Source organism: Vibrio penaeicida (assembly GCF_030689305.1).
Classification (GTDB): Bacteria; Pseudomonadota; Gammaproteobacteria; order Enterobacterales; family Vibrionaceae; genus Vibrio; species Vibrio penaeicida_B.
Window position 1 is genome coordinate 113,599 of the sequence record NZ_JAUYVM010000014.1, and the last position, 19,541, is coordinate 133,139.

Here is a 19,541-nt window from a genome sequence, read left to right on the forward strand (position 1 = left end):
TATTTAGCCTCTTTAGAGCTATCTAACCTCTTTGACGACGTAACAGGCTTTTCGGTGAGAAGCTTGTTACCAACATCGTGCCGCTGACCACCAGTATGGTGCCAATCACTGTATTAAAACCGATCGGCTCACCCAGCACTAAATATCCCCATAAGATGCCAAAAAACGGAATCAAAAAAGTCACAGAAAGTGTAGAAGCGGGCCCTATATCCGTGACCAAACGAAAGTACAGCAGATACGCCAAACCTGTACACAACACACCCAGTACCGCGACCGACGACCATTCAAATACCGTAGGTGTCTCAGGCATCGGCAGCCAAGGCAATAAAGGCAGCACCAATATCACGGCACCCCACATACTTCCGTGCGCATTATCGAACGATGAAATTTTAGGCGCATTCTTGGCGTAGTTAGTCGCTACCCCATAACAAGATGCGGCCATGACTCCAGCAATAATCGGCAACGTCGCTTCCTCGCCAATATTGACGGCATCCCAACCTACCAACACGGCGACGCCCAACACACCTAACACTAAGCCAAATCCCCCTTTGAGTGACAAAGGCGTTTTGTGCCAAAAATACGCAATCACCGCGCCCCAAATGACCGCTGTAGAATTTAAAATAGACAAGGTAGATGCATTCAATGTTTGGGCCGCATAGGCGAAAAGCATAAACGGCATAGCCGTATTAAAAGACGCAATGATCAGAAAATGCTTAGGGTATTGAAAAAGTATCAACCGACGTTTAAGAAAAACAGACACCAGCAGCAAGCTCATCGCGGCAAACAGCACTCTAAATTCGATTAAATAAGCAGGGCCAAAGCTATTTGCGGCAATTCTCATGAAAAGAAAAGACGCCCCCCAAACTGCGGCAAGGCATAGTAATCGTAAAAAGCTGGCTGCGGTCATTTCTGTATCCTTCTTATGATGAAGTGCCACTGTGTATTAGGTTGATAAAAAACACAATTACAAATCAAATTGCGGTTCCGATAATGGCGATCCGCTACAGCTTCTTTTCTTTTACCGTTTCGAATTAAACAGTTGCCTATTAGGCATCGGCTTAATAACTGGTGACATATTTAAACTGAATTGAGGTAGTATCAACCATTAAGTAAGCGCATAGGATGATCAGGGAGAAAGAAAATGGATTTTCTATTTATGGGCATTATGCCAATAGAAAAATGGCTCGCATTTTTATCGATTGCCTTTCTCGCCGCAGTAACACCTGGCCCTGCGATTTTACTCATCATGACGCATTCACTCGGCAAAGGGTTTAAGCACGCCTTACTTGCACTGGCAGGAAACGTTACTGGTTTGTTCATCATGTCGCTTTGCTCCGTGCTTGGATTAAGTGCATTAGTTCTCAGCTCGACCACCGCTTTCCTAACCATTAAATTCATCGGCGCGTTATACCTTATCTATATGGGTTGGAAAATGTGGAAGAAAGGTATTCAGTTCGAGTTTGAGCTGTCTGATGACCCTTCTCGTATTCGCAAAACCAATTTGTATTTTCAAGGTATTATGGTGGCGCTCACTAACCCTAAAGCCATCGTGTTTACGACCGCATTGTTCCCGCAGTTTATCGTTCCTAGCGAACCTCTTATCGCTCAGTTTTCATTGTTGGTCGGCACACTGATTGGCTGTTCCATGGTGTGTTTGACGGTATATGGCTATTGGGGTACCAAATTGATTCGCCGTTCGACCAAAACACTGCCAGCGCGAAAACTTTCTAGAATTTTTGGTACCACATTCATAGGGGCAGGTATCACACTGGCTGCTACTGCGAATCGCTAAACCGAATCATTGAACATGACCACACAGCCGTAACGTCATTTATCCAACCTGACTGGGTGTTTAATTTAGATCTTTTTAGTTGTGACATTCGCTAAACAGGCATACTATCGGCGAATTGAATCAATAGAGTGATAATCATCAATGAGAACCTGGGCAATCTTGCTGTTTTCTCTGCTGGTTACTTTCAGCCATACCGTGTTTGCTCAAACGGAGAACGGTGGCTGGCTATCGCAAAACGCTGAATATGCGGCGCAATCCTCTGTTGAGACTCCATCTCACCCTTCTACTGATTTTCAAACCGAAGCCAACTTGCAAATCGAGTTAGAAAAAGGCACCGCTGATTCCCATACTCAGCATATTCCTGATGGGCTTTTAACATCGTCTCGATTTGTTTCGTGGAATCAAGAAAGAGTATTCCCAACTCCAGATTACGAACTTCTTGCCCAACTCGGTGGCGAAGATCTACCACCAAGTTATCTGTATTTCTCTCCTGTTATTCCTTCAGTACTCTGGTCGGAAAAAGCATCAGGCACGAGCCCGCACAGAATATCGGGCTGGAAAGATTCAAACCTACTGTATGTCCGGTTAAGCCGCGACAGCTAACCTCAATACTGTCCAAGTAAAGTCTCGACGTTTCTGCGTCGCACACCGCTATTTTAGTTTTGCGCCAACCTTAGATTTTTAAATCTATTGGCGTCGCTGATCGATCTTTTCGTTCAGCATTCATGAACCTGAACTCAGGTTATTGAGGAATCGCTATGTCATCTTCACGTACTCGCGCAAAAGCGCCAGAGCGTTTAAACCACTATTCCGTCTGGAAATACGTGGTGCTTTTCACTGCCATTGTCTTACTTGCGTTAAGCGCACTCCCATCATGGTACGGCGACAAGCCTGCTCTATTGATTGAGCAAACCCATAACGAGCTGTCTCTTGATACAGTTGCTCGGCAGCTTAAGCAGCACAATATTGATGTAAGAGAAGTCACGCAACGTGACACTCAGTTAACTATTTTATTTGAAAACGAACATGACCAAACCCAAGCAAAGAATTTATTAAAGCCCTTATTGAGTAAAGAATCTCAACTCACATTGGCGTACCAGTCGGTTGCACCTGCTTGGCTTTCTGAACTTGGATTTGCGCCCGTCGACCTTGGATTAGATCTGCGAGGTGGTGTTCAATTCTTGCTTAAAGTCGATGTTGATACTGCCCTAGCTGAAAAGCAGCAAGCGCTGGTCGATGAAATAAAAACCACGGCAAGAAAGCTGCACATTCGAGGCATTCAAGTTCACGCGTCGAGTGAAAAAGGTGTCACATTCAAAACTCGCAACGATAACGCGACAACCCAGCTCAGTGAACAGCTTCGCGATGCTTTTCCTCAGTGGCAGCAAAACCACGACTTAAACAGTGTCACCTTATCTCTTCCGAAAAAAGAATGGCTCGATTTCAAAGAGATAACCCTAAAACAAAACTTAACGATTCTACGATCTCGTATCGAGGAATTGGGTATAACGGAAGCGTCGGTTCAGCGCCAAGGGGATAATTATATTCGAATTGAACTGCCTGGAATTCAAGATCCTTCTCAAGCCAAAAGCGTGATTGGCGCAACGGCGAGTTTGGCATTCCACGAAGTGCAATCCGAAACGTCCGTTGGAAGAATCATTAACGCTAAGGAAGAAAATGGTAACAACGTAAGGCTGGTCGCGAAGCCAGTTGTGCAAGGGGAACACATCACGGATGCGCGCGCAGGGCTCGATGAAATGGGCCGCTCAGTAGTGAACATTTCGCTCGATCTTGCTGGCGGGAACCAAATCAGCGATTTTTCTGCCACTCACGTGGGTAAACCGATGGCAACGCTGTTTAGCGAATACATCACAGACAAACAAGGCAATTTAACTAAGAAAGATACCGTCATCAGCATCGCGACGATTCAAAGCCAGCTTGGTACTCGTTTTCAAATAACCGGTGCGGGCACCACACAAGAAGCACAGGAATTAGCCTTACTTTTGAGGGCAGGTTCTTTAACCGCGCCTGTCACAATTGTGGAAGAGCAATCCATTGGCGCGACATTAGGCGCTGAAAATATCGAGAACGGATTTGCCGCTCTTGCACTGGGTATGAGTTTAACCTTGGCGTTCATGGCGTTCTGGTACCGGCGGCTTGGCTGGGTAGCCAACGTTGCGTTGCTCTGCAATATGGTGTGTTTACTTGGTCTGATTGCTCTGATTCCGGGTGCCGTTTTAACGTTACCGGGCATTGCTGGGCTAGTGTTAACGGTCGGTATGGCAGTAGATACAAACGTACTAATCTTCGAACGCATAAAAGACAAACTCAGTGAAGGAAGAAGCTTTGCTCAATCTATCCATCTTGGGTTCAACAGTGCCGTTAGCACGATAATGGATGCCAACATTACCACGTTAATCACAGCAGTCGTTTTGTACTCAATAGGTAATGGTCCGGTTCAAGGTTTCGCGTTAACACTTGGTTTAGGCATTCTAACCAGTATGTTTACCGGCATCTTTTTGTCTCGTTCCATCATCAATATGATTTGGGGGCAAGATGCCCGCCAAAACGTCAGAGTTTAGGAGCGCATCATGAATCTGAATAAAAACATGACAAACATTCGTCGCTGGACGGGGCTATTTTCATTGGTATTGGTCATTCTATCGGTGGGGCTCATTGCCGCTCGCGGTTTGAACTTAGGTTTGGATTTTACTGGCGGTATGGTGAGCGAATTTAGAGTATCCCCTACCCTTAGCCAACAAGACTTAAACAACGCACTTAGCCCTGTGGTGGGTGACACGCTCTCGATGGTCAAAAGTGGAGAAGAAGGTCGATGGACCTTGCGCTACTCGGCAGAGAGCCAAGCGTCTATTGAGCAAGTGAATCAATCGCTGGTTCAACTCGACAACCACGCTGAGATCATCAGCAGTAGCATGATAGGTGCACAGGTTGGAGATGAATTGTTCGATCAAGGTGGCATGGCGATTTTCATCAGCATGCTGTGCATTATGGCGTATCTGTGTTTTCGATTTGAATGGCGTTTAGCCAGCGGGGCGCTCTTCGCTCTATTTCACGATGTGATTGTGGTTTTAGGCTTCTTTGCACTGACACAGCAGGAATTCAACCTCACGGTTTTCGCAGCAATTTTAGCGATTTTGGGGTATTCATTGAATGATTCGATCATCATCGCCGACCGCATTCGCGAACAAATACTCGTGAAAACAAATTGGTCCACCAGCGACGTTATCAACTCCGCCGTAGCCAGCACCTTCTCGCGTACTATGGTAACGTCTGGCACAACGCTTGTGACAGTTGGGTCACTTTGGCTGATGGGCGGTTCCCCACTTCAAGGATTCGCCAGCGCCATGTTCATCGGTATTGTATCGGGCACTTGGTCGTCCATTTCCATCGCCACTGTGTTTCCGGAAATGTGCGAGTTAAAAGCCAAGCATTACATTCCGGCAGAGATGGATACCAACCCTTAAGAGTCTGTTTAATTTGCTCTTTATGGTAAACGCTTTTTAATAAAAGGGTTCTAAAGAATAAAGGCTTTCTAACAAAAAATGCCCCGTGGCAAACGGGGCACTGAACAATTTAAAGGGAGGGGGAGAGTGACTGGCTCAATTCACTCGATTGATTCGTTCAGCAATAAACTGGGCTTTTGCCCCAAATATAACTTGTACACCATTGGAACCAACGTTAATCACACCCATTGCACCAATGTCTTCCAAGCCTTTGGCGTTTACAAGTTTGGTATCCACCACTTCAAGACGAAGACGGGTAATACACGCACTTACAGACGTCAGGTTTTCTTTGCCACCAAGGAAGTCCAATGTCAGCTTAGTCAGCTGTTCGTCGGTTAAATCTAATTCTTCTTTCGCCTCTTCGCTTCTGCCCGGAGTTTGCAGATTGAATTTGCGAATAGTGAATCGGAAAACCACGTAATAAAGCGCGGCCATTGGCACACCAACCAACACCGCCGCAAAGTAGTTCGTCTCGAACCCGTTCATGGCAGGCATAATGCCAAGTGTAATGTAATCAATAAATCCAGCCGAGAAAGACTTGGCTAAGTGAGCATCCAGCAAGTACATAAACATGTACGCGAAGCCCGTACAAAGTGCGTTGAACAAATACAGCAACGGCGAAATAAAGATAAACGCAAACTCAACCGGCTCTGTAATTCCGGTTAGGAAACAAGTAAGGGCTGCTGAAAATAGGATACCTGCAGCGTATTTTCTCTGGCTGGTTTTGGCTTCGTGGTACATGGCTAAACAGGCAGCGGGCAATGCAAAAAGCATAAGTGGGAATTCACCCTGCATGAATTTGCCTGCGCCTTGATACGTGGCAGAATCAAAATCCTTCACACCATCCGCCAGCATTTTAAACCAGATAGCCTGATCACCATTGACGATTTGCCCAGCTTCCGTTGTGAATTCACCAAACGTAAACCAGAAAGACGGATACCAAATGTGGTGTAAGCCTAATGGGATCAGCGCGCGCTCTGTGAATCCAAAAATGAAGGTAGAAAGCGCTTGGTTATCACCGTTAACAACACTCGACAAACCGTCAATCCCACTTTGAACATGCATCCACACGTTAGGCAGCAATAGCCCAAGTACAAACGCTGCCAAAGCCGTCACAATAGGGACAAATCGCTTACCAGAAAAGAAGCCTAAAAATGCGGGTAATTGAATTGCATGGAATCGGTTATACATGGACGCAGCGAGAATACCCGCTATCAAACCGCCGAATACCCCCATTTGTAAGCTAGGGATGCCCAATACCAGAGCGTACGCTCCGCCTTCGAGTGCCATTTCTTGGGTCACGCCCGCACTCACACCAATAGTCATGTTCATCACCAGCATCGCGACAACTGCCGCCAGACCCGCAATACCCGACTCTTTTGAAAGCCCAACCGCGGCCCCAACGGCAAACAACAATGGCAAGTTGCTGAAAATGACATCCCCAGCGCCAACCATGAGTGGAATGCCAAGCTTGTCACCGAATGCAAGCAATAAACCTGCGGCTGGCAAAATAGAAATTGGGAGCATCAACGCGCGCCCAACAGTAGAAAGTTTTGATACACCCTTCATGAGATACGCAAAGGGGGATGAGCCTTTATTAGGCTTCATCGCAGCTTCAGTTGTCATGGTTGTTCCTTATAGTTCTGACCGATAAAACGGGTTATCGATAGATATTGGTTATTGGTTATTGGTTATTGGTTATTGGAGATAATGTTCAAGAGCTACTTTACGAATCTGAAGAATTATTGAAGTAGAGAATTGTTAGTACTTTGTAAATAGACACTTACAAATAACGCTCACCAACCTTGCATCTCTGGGTCACTAGGGATATATCTTAAGGGCATTAATGCAGCAAAAAACGGGCAAGGAACGCGTAATGAATTTCAAGCGTATTGAGACATTTGTGTTGGTGGCAACTCTCGGTAGTTTTCGTAAAGCAGCGGAACAACAGTTCACCACCCAACCAGCAATTTCGACCCGAATTGCGGGACTGGAAGAAGAGTTGGGCGTAAAGCTGTTCGACAGAGACGCTTCTCCCGTTGTTCTCACAGCCCAAGGTAAAGACCTATTACCTTATGCTGAAAAAATGCTGTATATGGCGGAACAAATGCACAAACGTGCCGACATCAGCCGATTACTTTCAGGGACACTGCGTTTGGGAGTTTCTGAAACCATTGCGCATACTTGGCTAACCGATTTTCTCAAAGTACTTCATCATGAGCTGCCTAACCTTGATGTCGATATGACGGTTGATGTCACGGGAAACTTGAAGAATAGCTTACTTGATCGGTCACTGGATTTGGCTTTTTTAATGGGGCCGGTTCCCGAACCTGGGATCACAAATCACGACCTTTGCCAATTTCCATTGGTATGGGTGGCGAGCACCGACCTACCTTTGCCAGATAAAACTTTATCGCTGGAAGAAATGGTTCAATACCCGATCATTACATACGCTCGCAACACGCAACCCTTTTCCGAGATCAGTGAAAAGTTCATGCAGATAGATGGGCTCCCCGCGCGTTTTTTCTCGTCCAGTTCACTGTCTGCCTGCCTGAAGCTCACCCAAGATCAAATTGGCATTTCCACTTTGCCACTGGCGACAGTCTCGTCCGATATTAAACGCGGGATACTCAAAAAACTGGATGCTCACTGGGAACCCTCTGCTTTAGCCTTTACCGCTTCGTATCCTTCGGTTGCATTTAACAGTGCGGCTGAACTTGCCGCAGAGATTGCGGTGAAAGTGGCAGAGAACTTTGAACAGGGCGATAAATAAAATTTATACCAGTAAGTAAAAAACCATAATTGGACTTTATGCACTTACAAAGCAACACTTGCGTTACATTTCTTTAACAATGGACTGCTTTGCGAAATGCCAAACACATATTCTAAGCCTTCAGCCTATAAGACTCAGTTACTTACTCAAGCCTCTGAAGTAAGAAAAAAAATCCGACTTGGAAAATTCAACCAGCCAACCAGTGGTGTCGCCTCTGGGCTGGTTCAAGGCAATATCGTGATACTGCCGCAAGAGTGGGCAAACGACTTTTTACGGTTTTGCCAAAACAATCCTGCTGCTTGCCCGTTAATTGCCGTTTCTCAGCCCGGGCATCCTCTGTTGTCCGATCTTGGTGAAGACATCGACATAAGAACGGATGTGCCAGAGTTCAAGGTATTTCGACACGGGGAACACGCAGAAACCGTTACCGACATTAACAGCCTTTGGCAGTCAGATTTTGTCACGTTTGTACTCGGATGCTCATTTTCATTCGAAGATGCACTTGAGCGCGCTGGGCTTACAGTGAGAAACATCGAATCCCAAACCAATGTTTCTATGTACAAAACCAATATTCAAACCACGCCAAGTGGTCGGTTTCACGGCAATATGGTGGTGTCCATGCGCCCATTTGTGGCATCAGATGCGATCCGCGCTATCCAAGTCACCTCTCGCTTGCCTAAAGCACACGGCGCCCCTGTTCACATTGGCGACCCAGCCCTCATAGGGATCGAAGACCTATCGCAACCTGACTTTGGCGATGCCGTTGACGTACACCAACACGAACTTCCTATTTTTTGGGCCTGTGGCGTAACACCGCAAGTGGCGATCGCCAATGCAAAACCCCCCATTGCGATCACCCATGTACCCGGAAAAATGCTCATCACAGATTGCCTAAACGATGAACTGGCAGTGCTGTAGCTGATCAGCTATTACTTAAGCTACTAATTAAGCGATATAAATGGAGATTAACATCATGAAATGGATAGCAAAAACCGCAGCCACGTTACTTATCAGTGGATTAGCCGCTCACAATGCGATTGCCGCTAAGTGGCACATGCCAACACCTTACGGGGATGGTCACTTACCTACTCAAATCGCTTATCAGTTTGCGAAAGACATCAAAAGCTATACCGATGGTGACGTCGATATCACGGTGTATTCTGGTGCCTCTTTGATGAAACACCCTGAGATTCCACGCGCAGTGCGCACTGGCCAAGTTCAGCTTGGGGAAGTGTTCATCGGAATCATGGGAAACACGCACCCAATCTTTAAACACGACAACATTCCTTTCCTTGCGACCAATTACGACCAAGCCAAGAAGCTATGGTTAGCCGCTAAACCAGAAGTTGAAAAGCAACTCAGCAAAGAAGGGTTGATGCTTCTGTACACCGTGCCGTGGCCAGCACAAAGCCTTTACACGAAGAAACCCGTTCAATCGTTAGCCGATCTACAAGGCAGTAAGATGCGCGCCTACAGCCCATCCACATCGCGCCTTGCTGATTTAATGAATACCACACCGACTACTGTTCAGTTACCGGACATTCCGCAAGCATTCAGCACCGGTATTATTGATGCGATGATCACCTCTCCATCAACAGGCGCAAATGGGCAAGCATGGGATTATCTAAGCCACTTCACAGAAGTAAAAGCATGGATTCCTAAAAACTTCGTTGTTGTAAACAAGCGTGCGTTCAAACGCCTAGATAAAGACACCCAGAAGAGCATTCTGACGGCGGCTGAAAAAGCAGAAACATCTGCATGGGATCTCGTTGTAGAGCGAGAAGCTCGTGATACAGCCATCCTTGCAGACAACGGTATCAAAGTAACGCAACCATCAGAGAAATTGCTGTCTGAGCTGAAAGAGATTGGCGTCACCATGACGAAAGAATGGCAGCAAGAAGCGCCTTCAGAAGTAAAAACGGTGCTAGACAGATATAACCAATAATACATTACCTTAAGGCTCTGTTTTCAGGGCCTTTCTTTGAACTAGGGTCTGTAGACCTAATACTTCGAAGTATTGCTGTGGGGTTTTTCAGTGAATACGTTTAAACACACTCTTTATATGCTGTCTGGCTACTCATCTGGGTTGTGCATCGTTCTAATGATGCTAATCATTTTGGCTCAGGTTGTGGGTCGCTTTTTTGGGTTTATTGTGCCGTCAGCCGAAGATTTTTCCGGCTACGCTTTGGCGGCATCCACTTTTTTTGGGCTTGCATACGCATTTCGGGAAGGTGGACACATTCGCGTTACGTTGGTGATTCAACGTTTACCTGAACGCGTTCAACACTATCAAGAAACGTTCATCCTTATTTTTGCTTTTCTCTTGGTGACTTTTATGAGCTTTTACTGCGCCCATATGGTGTGGGAATCCTACGATTTTGAAGAAGTCACCCATGGCTACATTCCGATTCCGTTGTGGATACCGCAAGTGCCTGTTGCACTTGGCATGTTTGGTCTTAATTTGGCTGTTCTCGATAACCTCATTTTGACATTGAAAGGGCAAGCGCCAACTTACAAAGCCCACGAAGGCGAGACGGAGTAAGGAAAAGCACTCATGGATATTTCTGTTATTTCTATTATCTTAGCGCTCACCATGATCCTAATGCTCGCGGCTGGGATATGGGTGTCGCTTGCCTTAATTGGCGTTGGTGTTCTCGGTTTGTACATGACGGGGAATGAACAAATCGGCTTGTTGTTCGCTACCTCAAGTTGGGGTGGAAGCACCAGTTGGTCACTCACGGCATTGCCGATGTTTATTTGGATGGGGGAGCTGCTGTTTAGAACTCGCCTGTCTGAAGATCTCTTTAAAGGGCTTGCCCCGTGGTTAAGTGGTTTTCCAGGTAAGCTCTTACACGTTAACGTACTGAGCTGTGGTATTTTTGCTGCGGTATCGGGGTCATCAGCCGCGACAGCGGCAACCATTGGGCGTATGACACTGCCGGAACTCAAAGCCCAAGGTTACAGCGAAAAAATGGCCATTGGCACGCTTGCGGGTTCTGGCACTTTGGGCTTACTTATCCCACCTTCTATCATTTTGATCGTTTATGGTGTGGCCGCAGAAGTGTCTATTGGTCGGCTTTTCATCGCTGGAGCCCTACCCGGACTTATGCTGGTGTTGATGTTTATGGGTTACACCGCAGTATGGGCGCTACTCAATAAAGACGGGCTCCCTACACACAGCAAAGAAAGCGTGTCTTTCACCGTTAAATTGGCGGCGCTGAAAAAGCTCCTGCCTATCGTGAGCCTTATCTTGTTCGTGCTCGGCTCAATATACGGTGGACTAACGACACCAACCGAAGCGGCTGCACTGGGTGTCTTCGGCGCACTCATTCTGGCGTGGACGACGGGTTCTTTATCGCTGAACAACTTCCTTGATAGCTTGCTCGGTGCGGTAAAAAGTTCCTGTATGATTGGGCTGATTCTGGTTGGCGCGCACTTTCTGACACTGGCAATGGGCTTTTTGGGTATTCCTCGCGCACTGGCTGAATGGATAGCGACGTTTACTCTGTCTCCGTTTGAATTACTAATCTACCTAACGGTGCTGTTCGTTATTCTAGGGTGTTTTTTGGATGGCATCTCTGTTGTTGTGTTAACCGTCGCAGTTGTCATGCCAATGGTGCAACAAGCTGGCATCGACTTGTTGTGGTTTGGTATATTCATTGTATTGGTTGTCGAAATGTCACAAATTACCCCGCCAGTTGGGTTTAACTTATTTGTCATTCAGGCACTCACAGGTAAAGACATACTCTATGTGGCTCGCGCTGCGCTGCCCTTTTTCCTATTGATTTTAGTTGGTTTGGTAATGATCACCGTATTCCCAGAAATCGTGACTTACTTACCCACCACCATGACACAAAGATAATCGAATCTGCGTTTTTAAAAGACATCGTTTAAGAGACAAAACATGAAACTGAATTGCGATATGGGTGAGTCCTTTGGCGGTTGGGCCAAAGGACAGGATTCTCACGTCATGCCTTTTATCGACATGGCAAACATTGCGTGTGGTTTTCACGCTTCAGACCCACTGACCATGGACAAAACTGTTCGCATGGCCGTCGAGAACAACGTAAAAATTGGTGCGCACCCTGGCTACCCCGATCTGATTGGGTTTGGGCGTCGCAACATGGATATTGCACCGCAAGAGCTTGAAGCCATATTGATTTACCAAATTGGCGCTCTGGATGCGATTTGCCAAAAACACGGCACTGAAGTCAGCTACATCAAACCTCACGGTGCAATGTACAACCAGATGATGAAAGACAAAACCATTCTGTCGACTATCATGAAAACGGTTCGTAAAGTTCGTCCTCTTTGCCCGCTAGTAGTGATGGCAACCCCAAATAACGACATTATTCGAGCCATGGCTCAAGAGCACGGTATTGAGGTGTGGTTTGAAGCATTTTCTGATCGAGCATACGACGATCAAGGCTACCTCGTTTCGCGCAATGAAGCGGGCTCGGTTTACACCGATTTCACCAGCATCAAAAATCAAATCTGCCAAATCATCGAAGAAGGCTGCGTGACGACGATTACCGGCAAAAAGCTCTCTATAGATGTAGATACCATCTGCATTCACGGAGACGGCGAGCACGCTGCCAGCGTGAGTGAAGCGGCGGCAGTAATGAGGAGAGCCAACTGATGCGCATAGAGCCGGTCAATGAGATGACCTGTATCGTGTATTTTGGCGACCAAATTAACGAACAAATCGCACAGAAAATAAGCCGGGCGATCAACCGGATACATGAAAGCCTTGGCGACATTGTGATCGACATTATTCCGTCTTACACCTCCATTTTGGTGTGTTATGACGTCAATAAAACCGATCGATTCAACATCATTGCCAAACTAAAAAGTGCGCTTCGTGGATCGAGTTCGGCCCATACAAAAACTCAGTCTTCACACGTTGTAGACCTACCCGTTTACTATGGCGATGAAGTCGCTCTGGATTTACAAGATATTTGCGATCACCATAAGTTGAGTAAAAGTGAAGTCATCCAAATCCATAGCGATAAGATCTATCAAGTTTACGCAATTGGATTTAGCCCCGGCTTTGCCTATTTGGGAACAACGGATGAACGCATCACCATGCCACGCAAATCCACACCTCGTTTAAAAGTCCCCACGGGCAGCGTTGGCGTGGCGGATAACCAAACAGCGATTTACCCAAGCTCCACACCCGGTGGTTGGCAAATAGTAGGTAGAACACCGCTCAAGATGCTCGATTGGGAAAGCGACTCTCTGGCTCGTGTTGCCGTTGGTAATCAAGTGCAATTTCGCCCCATAACTCGCGAAGAATTTTTGGATTTAGGAGGGCAGTTCGATGAGCTTTGAAGTTATTAATCCGGGGCTGCTTGCATTGATTCAAGATCTCGGTCGTTTCGGGTACCAACACATGGGTATTACCACGGGCGGCCCTATGGATGAACATGCATTTTGTTGGGCAAATCGAATACTTGATAACCCTCAAAATGTGCCGCAGGTTGAAATAACGTTTGGAAAGCTTACTTTAAAGGCACTCGCAGATACTTGTATTGCGATAACAGGCGCAGACTTAAACGCCAGAATCGGCGATAAAAAAATTCAGCCTTGGAATACGTATCGAATTCGAAAAGGTGATACCCTGAATTTTGACTCTCCTAAAAACGGCTTACGCGCTTATTTAGCGGTTAAGGGTGGCTTTACAGTCGACCTGCAACTCGATAGCGCATCGACAGTCTCACGAGAGAAAATCGGTGGTATTGAAAATGGGCGCGCGTTAAAGCAAGGGGATGTTCTCCGGTTTACCCCATGTAAAGACGACATCAAAACTCGAGCACCAAAATGGGCGATCCCCGACTACACAGCGCCACTGGAATTGGGCGTGATGCTCGGATACCAGTACCGAGATTTTCCCAATAACGACATCATGACTCTATTTTCCAGCGCTTATGAAGTCTCATCCAACATTGATCGAATGGGCTACCGGCTTTCTGGTCAAGCCATTCGCTGCAATCGAGATGGCATTATTTCAGAAGGCATTGCCTACGGTGCAATACAGATTCCTAAAGATGGGCAACCCATCGTGCTCATGAGAGACAGGCAAACTATCGGGGGCTACCCCAAAATAGGGTGTTTAAGCGCATTAGGGGCTGGTCAGCTCGCGCAGTGCGCCCCTGGTAGCCAAATTAGTTTTTACCAAATGGACGTTGGAGAAGCAGAGGCGCAGCGCGTCATCTTCAATCGCGTCATGCAAACTAAATAGCGACCGAATAAAAGACCCGAGCTCAGATTAAAACGGGAAAGGCGTCACCATCAATTCCTCGGTCTTTGACAGTGTTACCTCAAAGACCGCGGGTTGGTCATATGGAGCGTGGTAGATTTCATCGCCCTCTTTTGAAATGACTATGCTTCCCCCCAACCCTGTTTCTTCCGGTACGTTTGTGCCATTTGCCCAATTGCACTGTACTACCGCTGCACCTAACGTTTTTGCTAGTTCTTTCGCTTCATGGTAATAAGCGGCATCGGATCTGAGTTGTTCAGCTTCACCCAAGTTCCACCCGATGTAACTGGGCCAAAGTACCAACTCGACACCCTTTCCTGAAATCAATTTCGTGACGTCATGAACATCCAGTATTTCTCGGCACAATACAACCGACAATGTCATACCTTCTATCTCAACCGTAGGGCGGCTGTCCCCATGTTGAAAAAAGCGCTGCTCACTCTCTGTCAGCCCAATTTTGTCCCACCAGCAAGCCGTTTCACCATCTGGCTTGAAACAATAAAAACTGTTGTAAACCGAAGAAGAGTCGACTCTTGGCAAACCCGCAAACACATAGACTTGATGGCTACTCGCCAGTTCAGAGAGAGTCTGAGTCCAAATCATATGATTTTCTTTGCTCGAAATATTAACGACTTCCCGATTGAAACCTGGCAAAGCCAGTTCTGGAAAAACGAACACTCTTTGCCCCGTTTCTACGCCTTTTTTAACCACCTGTTGAATGGTCTGAATTTGCTTTTCAGCCCCAAGCTCCATACGGATCTGTGCCACTAGAAGTTTCATATTTTCACTCTTCAATTCTTTTGGCGGTGCATAGTAACCGTGAGAAAATTTCACCGCCAGAATTGACATCCTAAACCTGCAAGACGACCCGCAAACATCAAAAGTTTTGCCTGAATGTATTTCCATTTTTATTTAAATTTGCACGTGTAAAACAGAGTAAATGATCTAAAATGCAGAGGCCTAACATTGCCTTATGAACCATTATGACAAAATCTATCTTGCCTCTACTGCTCGTTCTCCCTTTTGCTTCTGCGACGACGCATGCCACAGACCTTTGCCCCGACGATCAACTTCTCATAGAAGGGTGCAATTTTGGTAAGAAAAGTGTCTCGGTTTGTACCGCCAGTGAAAACACCATTTTGTATCGATATGGCACCGCTGAAAAAATTGAAATGGAAATTGAGTCGCCAGTAAAAATGGCTCGCTCAAGCTACAGTGGTGGTGGCGCGGGTTTTGTCCTATTTGAAAACGGACGCTACAACTACATTGTTTTCAGTCGAATAATGCGTGGCGAACGCCAAGAGGACGGCAGCTTTGAGCACATCAGTGAAGCTGGAATCATCGTTGAAAAAGACGAGTCTGAAATCGCAACCCTCATGTGCAAAACAGAGATGGTGTGGGGTAAAGGTGATTTCCCTGAACACGAAGAACTCGTTGATTTTCGTTACTACTAAAATCTGTTGACCAGAAGAGCTCATGAAAACGGTAAACTACTTAGTTCGCGTTCACGCGTTACCAGAAGACTTAAAAGAAGCTTCTAGGGATACAAACCACGATTTGTACAAAACCTCAGTGATCTACACCAAGCTCATCAATACCGACCATTTATGGGAGGTTGATTCCATAGATGAATATGAGCAGGTTTGGGTTGCTGTAAATTTTATAAACGACGCTGGGCAAGCTGAATTCCACACGATCAAAATAGATTCAGGCACTTACGAACCCATCGAATACGACGACTACATTATTAACTAAGATGAACATGCTTACATTCTCATAGTCGATACGGTTATTTTTTAACCACCTTGCTACCGTGATATTTATAAAATATTAACTAATAATGTCAGGTATAAAGGTATGAGAGACCCAATCTTTACCTTCTCGGCGCCGAGAACTGTTCAATCCATCAGCCATGAAGACGAACACGACTTTGCCATTCGTCTTTCACAAAATGCATTAGCATCAACGCATTATTTATCTCAGCTCCCACAGCAACTCAGTGCGCGCCGAATGCGGGCAGCGGCAAGAACTCTTTCTGAAACATTCCGAGGCCGGTTGTCCATTAGCCAGTTGCAAAGCCAGCATGAGAGTTTACTGCGTTTTCATCGTCATATTACCGGTGAAGAACATCGGAAAACGTTTGAAGGTATCAATGAATTTATCGTGAACTTCAGCCCAGCAATGCTCTCGCCAGACGATAGAACATCGCTTTGGGACAACCTGATTCATCACCTCTGGGTGGAATACAACCAAACAACCATTGAGCACATCGTTGAGATTCTAGTGACGGATCATTTCTTAAGGATCCACCGAGTCGTAGAAGCAGACGATGAACTTGAACAAGCTCAAAAAGATACCCGCCTTAAAATGGCATTGCAGGCGCGAGTGGTTATTTCAGCCAGAGTGGATAACCGAACCGAACCTGAAACCACCTTTGGATTAACCGCCAGACAGCATCAATTGCTCGAAAACATTCACCAAAGAAACATTCGAGCGCAAAAACTGAGCCGCGTTCGAGAATTAAAAGACAAAGTAAACAATGAAATTCGACGCTTGGATCATCAAGCAATAACCAGCCCTTCCCAACCTACAGCAACTGCCGCTGCAACCACCTCTTTCACTACCGTAGCCACCACCCAGCGTATTGCGTCTACCATTAGCTTGGATGCATTGAATCTCGATTTATCGGATGACGCAAACCGCACTTTCGGACGCATGAGAAAAGGGGTATTTGACGCACGCGAATTGTTGAGTTTGGCGCAAGAAGAGTTTGAAAGTACGGAGTTGGATCAAGACGACAGCCTCGATGACGATATCGAAGAAGAAAGTACATTATTGGTGATGGGCAGTGAAATTTCCGTGGAAGAGAAAATCCCCGGAATGTCCCTGTTAGCGGGTCTAAATGAAGAGGAAGAACAGCAGTATGTGGATGTGACGTATTTCCGTGAACATGCCGAACCCATTCTCGCTGGCGCTGACGCCAGTATTAATGGTCGCCGAATGTCTGGTGAATTACTTCCAGAACGAGTAAAAGGGTTTCAAACTTTTCGATTTCCATTGCCCGAACCCACTCAGAATCCCGTTAGCCTGCAACTTCATTTATCCATTAACGCCAATCAAGTCATAGAGCCTGAACCCATGGTGGTCACTCATCTTCAAACGGCAAGCGCTATTCTGCCGTGGCAACCGGAAGATTTAGATGAAATAGGCACCCCTCCACCGCCTCTATTTGGTGTAAACAAAATCGGTATGGTCGATTTCTATCAGGTTGAACAGGAATTAGCCTGTTTCGAAGCGGGCGAACCTTCACGCACCGAAAACCTGCTTGCACGTGAGTACAAAGAACGCACCACTCGCAGACTAGATGTGACCGAAAGTGAAACCGAACAGGTGAACGAGTCGGCGTTTGAGCAAAAATCGGATTTGGAAACCACCACGCGCAATGAAGTCCAAGCGGCGGTTGAAGAAGTTCTACAGCAAGATTCATCGCGTAATATTAATGTGAATGCAGGGGTTTCTGGCGGTCCGAGTTTCATGAAGTTTTACGCCAACACGGCAATGACATTTTCAAATTCTCAATCGCGCCAAGAAAGCCGATCTAACGCCATTCAATACGCAAAAAGCGTGACTGAAAAAGTACAGCGGAAAATCAGCAGTAAAACCAGTACCAAACGGCGAGAACGCCATCAGCAAGAATATGAAGAAATCAACAAACACGGTATGGACAATCGCGGCGGCGCTGAACATGTTTTCGGTATTTATCGATGGCTAGATAAAATCTACAACCATTATGTGGTTCACATGGGGCAACGAACGTTACTCGAATTCAGTATCCCAGAACCGGCTAGGCGTTTCATTCAAGCGCAAGAACTGGCCGTTCCTGAAGACGATTTTTCTAAAAGAGCCCCTAAAAAACCTAAGCGATTTGGTGTCCGTGTACCCAATGATGTTACTCGTAATAATTACCGCAAGCTTGCCGCCAAATATGGCGTAAACATTGAAGCGCCACCAGCGCATAGGATTGTTTTGGTACGAGGGTATTCTGAAAGCAAACCACCATTAGCAGAACCTATCGACCTCAATGACATACCGCATGAAGATGTGTTGTCCAGCACTTACGATATAGAAATCCCCGAAAACTATACGGCGCATTTTGCCAAATTGTCTTGTCGTGCTGCGCCTAGCTACCATGACGCAATCCGGCATGAACCTTCGGATCAAGAAGCCATTCCTTTGCAACCCGGTTTTTACGCCATTTTAGGCACAGAAGCCATCCCAGATCACCAAGCGCCCTTCAGCGAAATACAAGTCGAGCGACATTTGAATCCTTCTGTCAGCACGGTTTTTCCGGTATCAATCATTGTGCCTTGGTATCACCGCACCTTCAGTTGCCAAGTGGAAATTCGATGTCGTCTCCGCGCGCGTATATTCCGCGAGTGGCAACTGCGCGCCTTTAATGATGTTATGGACGCCTACCGAGAGCAAAAAGCGCAGTACGATGGAGAAAAAGAGCGCCACCAATCTAAGCTTGCCAGCAGCGACTTAAACCCTAGATTCAAAAAAGACATTATTCAGCGAGAGCTTCGCCAGCTCGCCCTTTATATGATTCAAAAGCCTTTCAACATCAAGGTGGCAAAGAACCACTACCGTGAGAGAAACGACAAGCTTCCTAAACTCAAATTGACCGATAAACTGGATGAGCATAGCGATCAAGTCCGCTTCTTCGAGCAAGCGTTCGATTGGGATCTGATGGCTTACCACTTATACCCTTATTACTATGCGAAAAACCGAAGTTGGAGCGCCAAACTCAGCACGCAAGTCTCACGCAACCGCACCTTTGATGCCTTTATCAACTCAGGCATGGCAAGGCTGGTTGTGCCTATCCGTCTGGGGTTTGAAGACGCCGTAAGCTATTACCTACAAACCGGTAAAATATGGTTTGGTAAAGGGCTCGTCATGGATTCGGAGAACGACTTATATTTATCGATAGCTCAGGAATCGATTCAAGAAGAAGGCACAGTCCTAAACGATACATGGCAAACGAAAGTACCCACCAATCTAACCATTGTGCAAGATCAAGCGGCTGCGCTTGTCGGGAATGGTATGCCATGTTTAGACAATGAAGGGGTAGGACAAGGGAACAGCCAGTTAACGCCTTTACCACCCGAACCTGATACCCCAAACGGCGGCTAA

18 protein-coding genes are annotated in these 19,541 nt (G+C 46.4%); 15 read left to right on the forward strand and 3 right to left on the reverse strand.

Annotated features, from left to right (window positions below; genetic code table 11):
* Positions 1-22: 22 nt before the first annotated feature.
* A complete protein-coding gene (locus tag Q8W40_RS20260; protein WP_305399782.1) occupies positions 23-907 on the reverse strand; it encodes a DMT family transporter in 885 nt (294 codons plus the stop codon).
* 234 nt (positions 908-1,141) lie between these two features.
* On the opposite strand from Q8W40_RS20260, the gene Q8W40_RS20265 reads away from it, so the two are divergent.
* The 4 genes from Q8W40_RS20265 (at position 1,142) to secF (ending at position 5,277) form a co-directional block, all read left to right on the forward strand.
* Positions 1,142-1,792: a LysE family translocator gene (locus Q8W40_RS20265; RefSeq protein WP_305399784.1), complete on the forward strand. Its 651-nt coding sequence runs from the start codon at positions 1,142-1,144 to the stop codon at positions 1,790-1,792.
* Positions 1,793-1,933: 141 nt separating this feature from the next.
* Positions 1,934-2,395 (forward strand): hypothetical protein, encoded by a 462-nt coding sequence (locus Q8W40_RS20270; RefSeq protein ID WP_305399786.1) that lies wholly within the window; start codon positions 1,934-1,936, stop codon positions 2,393-2,395.
* 155 nt (positions 2,396-2,550) lie between these two features.
* Positions 2,551-4,374 carry a protein translocase subunit SecD gene (secD, locus tag Q8W40_RS20275; RefSeq protein WP_305399787.1) on the forward strand — a complete coding sequence of 608 codons (1,824 nt, stop codon included), beginning with the start codon at positions 2,551-2,553 and terminating at the stop codon, positions 4,372-4,374.
* Between the two features lie 9 nt (positions 4,375-4,383).
* The gene (gene secF / locus Q8W40_RS20280; protein WP_305399789.1) at positions 4,384-5,277 is read left to right on the forward strand and encodes a protein translocase subunit SecF; all 894 of its coding nucleotides are present in this window, start codon (positions 4,384-4,386) and stop codon (positions 5,275-5,277) included.
* A gap of 135 nt (positions 5,278-5,412) precedes the next feature.
* Here secF and Q8W40_RS20285 read toward each other — a convergent pair whose 3' ends face one another.
* On the reverse strand, positions 5,413-6,924 hold the full coding sequence (locus Q8W40_RS20285) for a PTS transporter subunit EIIC (protein WP_305399856.1): 1,512 nt from the start codon (positions 6,922-6,924) through the stop codon (positions 5,413-5,415).
* 268 nt (positions 6,925-7,192) lie between these two features.
* Between Q8W40_RS20285 and Q8W40_RS20290 the strand changes: the two genes are divergently transcribed.
* From Q8W40_RS20290 to Q8W40_RS20325, 8 genes are all read left to right on the forward strand, one after another.
* Entirely contained in the window at positions 7,193-8,089 is an 897-nt protein-coding gene (locus Q8W40_RS20290; RefSeq protein WP_305399791.1) for a LysR family transcriptional regulator, read from the forward strand.
* A gap of 96 nt (positions 8,090-8,185) precedes the next feature.
* Positions 8,186-9,007 carry a putative hydro-lyase gene (locus Q8W40_RS20295; protein WP_305399793.1) on the forward strand — a complete coding sequence of 274 codons (822 nt, stop codon included), beginning with the start codon at positions 8,186-8,188 and terminating at the stop codon, positions 9,005-9,007.
* Between the two features lie 55 nt (positions 9,008-9,062).
* On the forward strand, positions 9,063-10,034 hold the full coding sequence (locus tag Q8W40_RS20300) for a TRAP transporter substrate-binding protein (RefSeq protein ID WP_305399795.1): 972 nt from the start codon (positions 9,063-9,065) through the stop codon (positions 10,032-10,034).
* A 117-nt stretch (positions 10,035-10,151) separates the two neighbouring features.
* The gene (locus Q8W40_RS20305) at positions 10,152-10,631 is read left to right on the forward strand and encodes a TRAP transporter small permease (RefSeq protein WP_104398663.1); all 480 of its coding nucleotides are present in this window, start codon (positions 10,152-10,154) and stop codon (positions 10,629-10,631) included.
* Positions 10,632-10,643: 12 nt separating this feature from the next.
* Entirely contained in the window at positions 10,644-11,951 is a 1,308-nt protein-coding gene (locus Q8W40_RS20310) for a TRAP transporter large permease (RefSeq protein WP_305399797.1), read from the forward strand.
* A gap of 42 nt (positions 11,952-11,993) precedes the next feature.
* Positions 11,994-12,728, forward strand: a complete 735-nt coding sequence (locus tag Q8W40_RS20315; RefSeq protein ID WP_101111728.1) for a 5-oxoprolinase subunit PxpA — start codon at positions 11,994-11,996, stop codon at positions 12,726-12,728.
* A complete protein-coding gene (gene pxpB / locus Q8W40_RS20320) occupies positions 12,728-13,420 on the forward strand; it encodes a 5-oxoprolinase subunit PxpB (protein WP_305399798.1) in 693 nt (230 codons plus the stop codon). Before Q8W40_RS20315 ends, pxpB begins: the two co-directional genes overlap by 1 nt.
* Positions 13,410-14,330 (forward strand): biotin-dependent carboxyltransferase family protein, encoded by a 921-nt coding sequence (locus tag Q8W40_RS20325; protein WP_305399799.1) that lies wholly within the window; start codon positions 13,410-13,412, stop codon positions 14,328-14,330. Before pxpB ends, Q8W40_RS20325 begins: the two co-directional genes overlap by 11 nt.
* Before the next feature lie 27 nt (positions 14,331-14,357).
* On the opposite strand, the gene Q8W40_RS20330 is transcribed toward Q8W40_RS20325, so the two are convergent.
* Positions 14,358-15,128, reverse strand: a complete 771-nt coding sequence (locus Q8W40_RS20330) for a carbon-nitrogen hydrolase family protein (RefSeq protein ID WP_305399800.1) — start codon at positions 15,126-15,128, stop codon at positions 14,358-14,360.
* Positions 15,129-15,331: 203 nt separating this feature from the next.
* On the opposite strand from Q8W40_RS20330, the gene Q8W40_RS20335 reads away from it, so the two are divergent.
* The 3 genes from Q8W40_RS20335 to Q8W40_RS20345 all read left to right on the forward strand — a co-directional run bounded on the left by Q8W40_RS20335 (position 15,332) and on the right by Q8W40_RS20345 (position 19,541).
* Positions 15,332-15,802, forward strand: a complete 471-nt coding sequence (locus Q8W40_RS20335; RefSeq protein WP_305399802.1) for a hypothetical protein — start codon at positions 15,332-15,334, stop codon at positions 15,800-15,802.
* A gap of 22 nt (positions 15,803-15,824) precedes the next feature.
* Positions 15,825-16,103 (forward strand): hypothetical protein, encoded by a 279-nt coding sequence (locus tag Q8W40_RS20340; protein ID WP_305399804.1) that lies wholly within the window; start codon positions 15,825-15,827, stop codon positions 16,101-16,103.
* 102 nt (positions 16,104-16,205) lie between these two features.
* Complete coding sequence (locus Q8W40_RS20345) at positions 16,206-19,541, forward strand: hypothetical protein (RefSeq protein WP_305399805.1); 3,336 nt, start codon at positions 16,206-16,208, stop codon at positions 19,539-19,541.

Coding starts and splice junctions, on each gene's coding strand:
- Q8W40_RS20325 (WP_305399799.1), top strand. CDS start 13,410: ATGAGCTTTGAAGTTATTAATCCGGGGCTGCTTGCATTGATTCAAGAT.
- secF (WP_305399789.1), top strand. CDS start 4,384: ATGAATCTGAATAAAAACATGACAAACATTCGTCGCTGGACGGGGCTA.
- Q8W40_RS20295 (WP_305399793.1), top strand. CDS start 8,186: ATGCCAAACACATATTCTAAGCCTTCAGCCTATAAGACTCAGTTACTT.
- Q8W40_RS20270 (WP_305399786.1), top strand. CDS start 1,934: ATGAGAACCTGGGCAATCTTGCTGTTTTCTCTGCTGGTTACTTTCAGC.
- secD (WP_305399787.1), top strand. CDS start 2,551: ATGTCATCTTCACGTACTCGCGCAAAAGCGCCAGAGCGTTTAAACCAC.
- pxpB (WP_305399798.1), top strand. CDS start 12,728: ATGCGCATAGAGCCGGTCAATGAGATGACCTGTATCGTGTATTTTGGC.
- Q8W40_RS20335 (WP_305399802.1), top strand. CDS start 15,332: ATGACAAAATCTATCTTGCCTCTACTGCTCGTTCTCCCTTTTGCTTCT.
- Q8W40_RS20310 (WP_305399797.1), top strand. CDS start 10,644: ATGGATATTTCTGTTATTTCTATTATCTTAGCGCTCACCATGATCCTA.
- Q8W40_RS20300 (WP_305399795.1), top strand. CDS start 9,063: ATGAAATGGATAGCAAAAACCGCAGCCACGTTACTTATCAGTGGATTA.
- Q8W40_RS20315 (WP_101111728.1), top strand. CDS start 11,994: ATGAAACTGAATTGCGATATGGGTGAGTCCTTTGGCGGTTGGGCCAAA.
- Q8W40_RS20340 (WP_305399804.1), top strand. CDS start 15,825: ATGAAAACGGTAAACTACTTAGTTCGCGTTCACGCGTTACCAGAAGAC.
- Q8W40_RS20305 (WP_104398663.1), top strand. CDS start 10,152: ATGCTGTCTGGCTACTCATCTGGGTTGTGCATCGTTCTAATGATGCTA.
- Q8W40_RS20290 (WP_305399791.1), top strand. CDS start 7,193: ATGAATTTCAAGCGTATTGAGACATTTGTGTTGGTGGCAACTCTCGGT.
- Q8W40_RS20330 (WP_305399800.1), bottom strand. CDS start 15,128: ATGAAACTTCTAGTGGCACAGATCCGTATGGAGCTTGGGGCTGAAAAG.
- Q8W40_RS20265 (WP_305399784.1), top strand. CDS start 1,142: ATGGATTTTCTATTTATGGGCATTATGCCAATAGAAAAATGGCTCGCA.
- Q8W40_RS20285 (WP_305399856.1), bottom strand. CDS start 6,924: ATGAAGCCTAATAAAGGCTCATCCCCCTTTGCGTATCTCATGAAGGGT.
- Q8W40_RS20260 (WP_305399782.1), bottom strand. CDS start 907: ATGACCGCAGCCAGCTTTTTACGATTACTATGCCTTGCCGCAGTTTGG.
- Q8W40_RS20345 (WP_305399805.1), top strand. CDS start 16,206: ATGAGAGACCCAATCTTTACCTTCTCGGCGCCGAGAACTGTTCAATCC.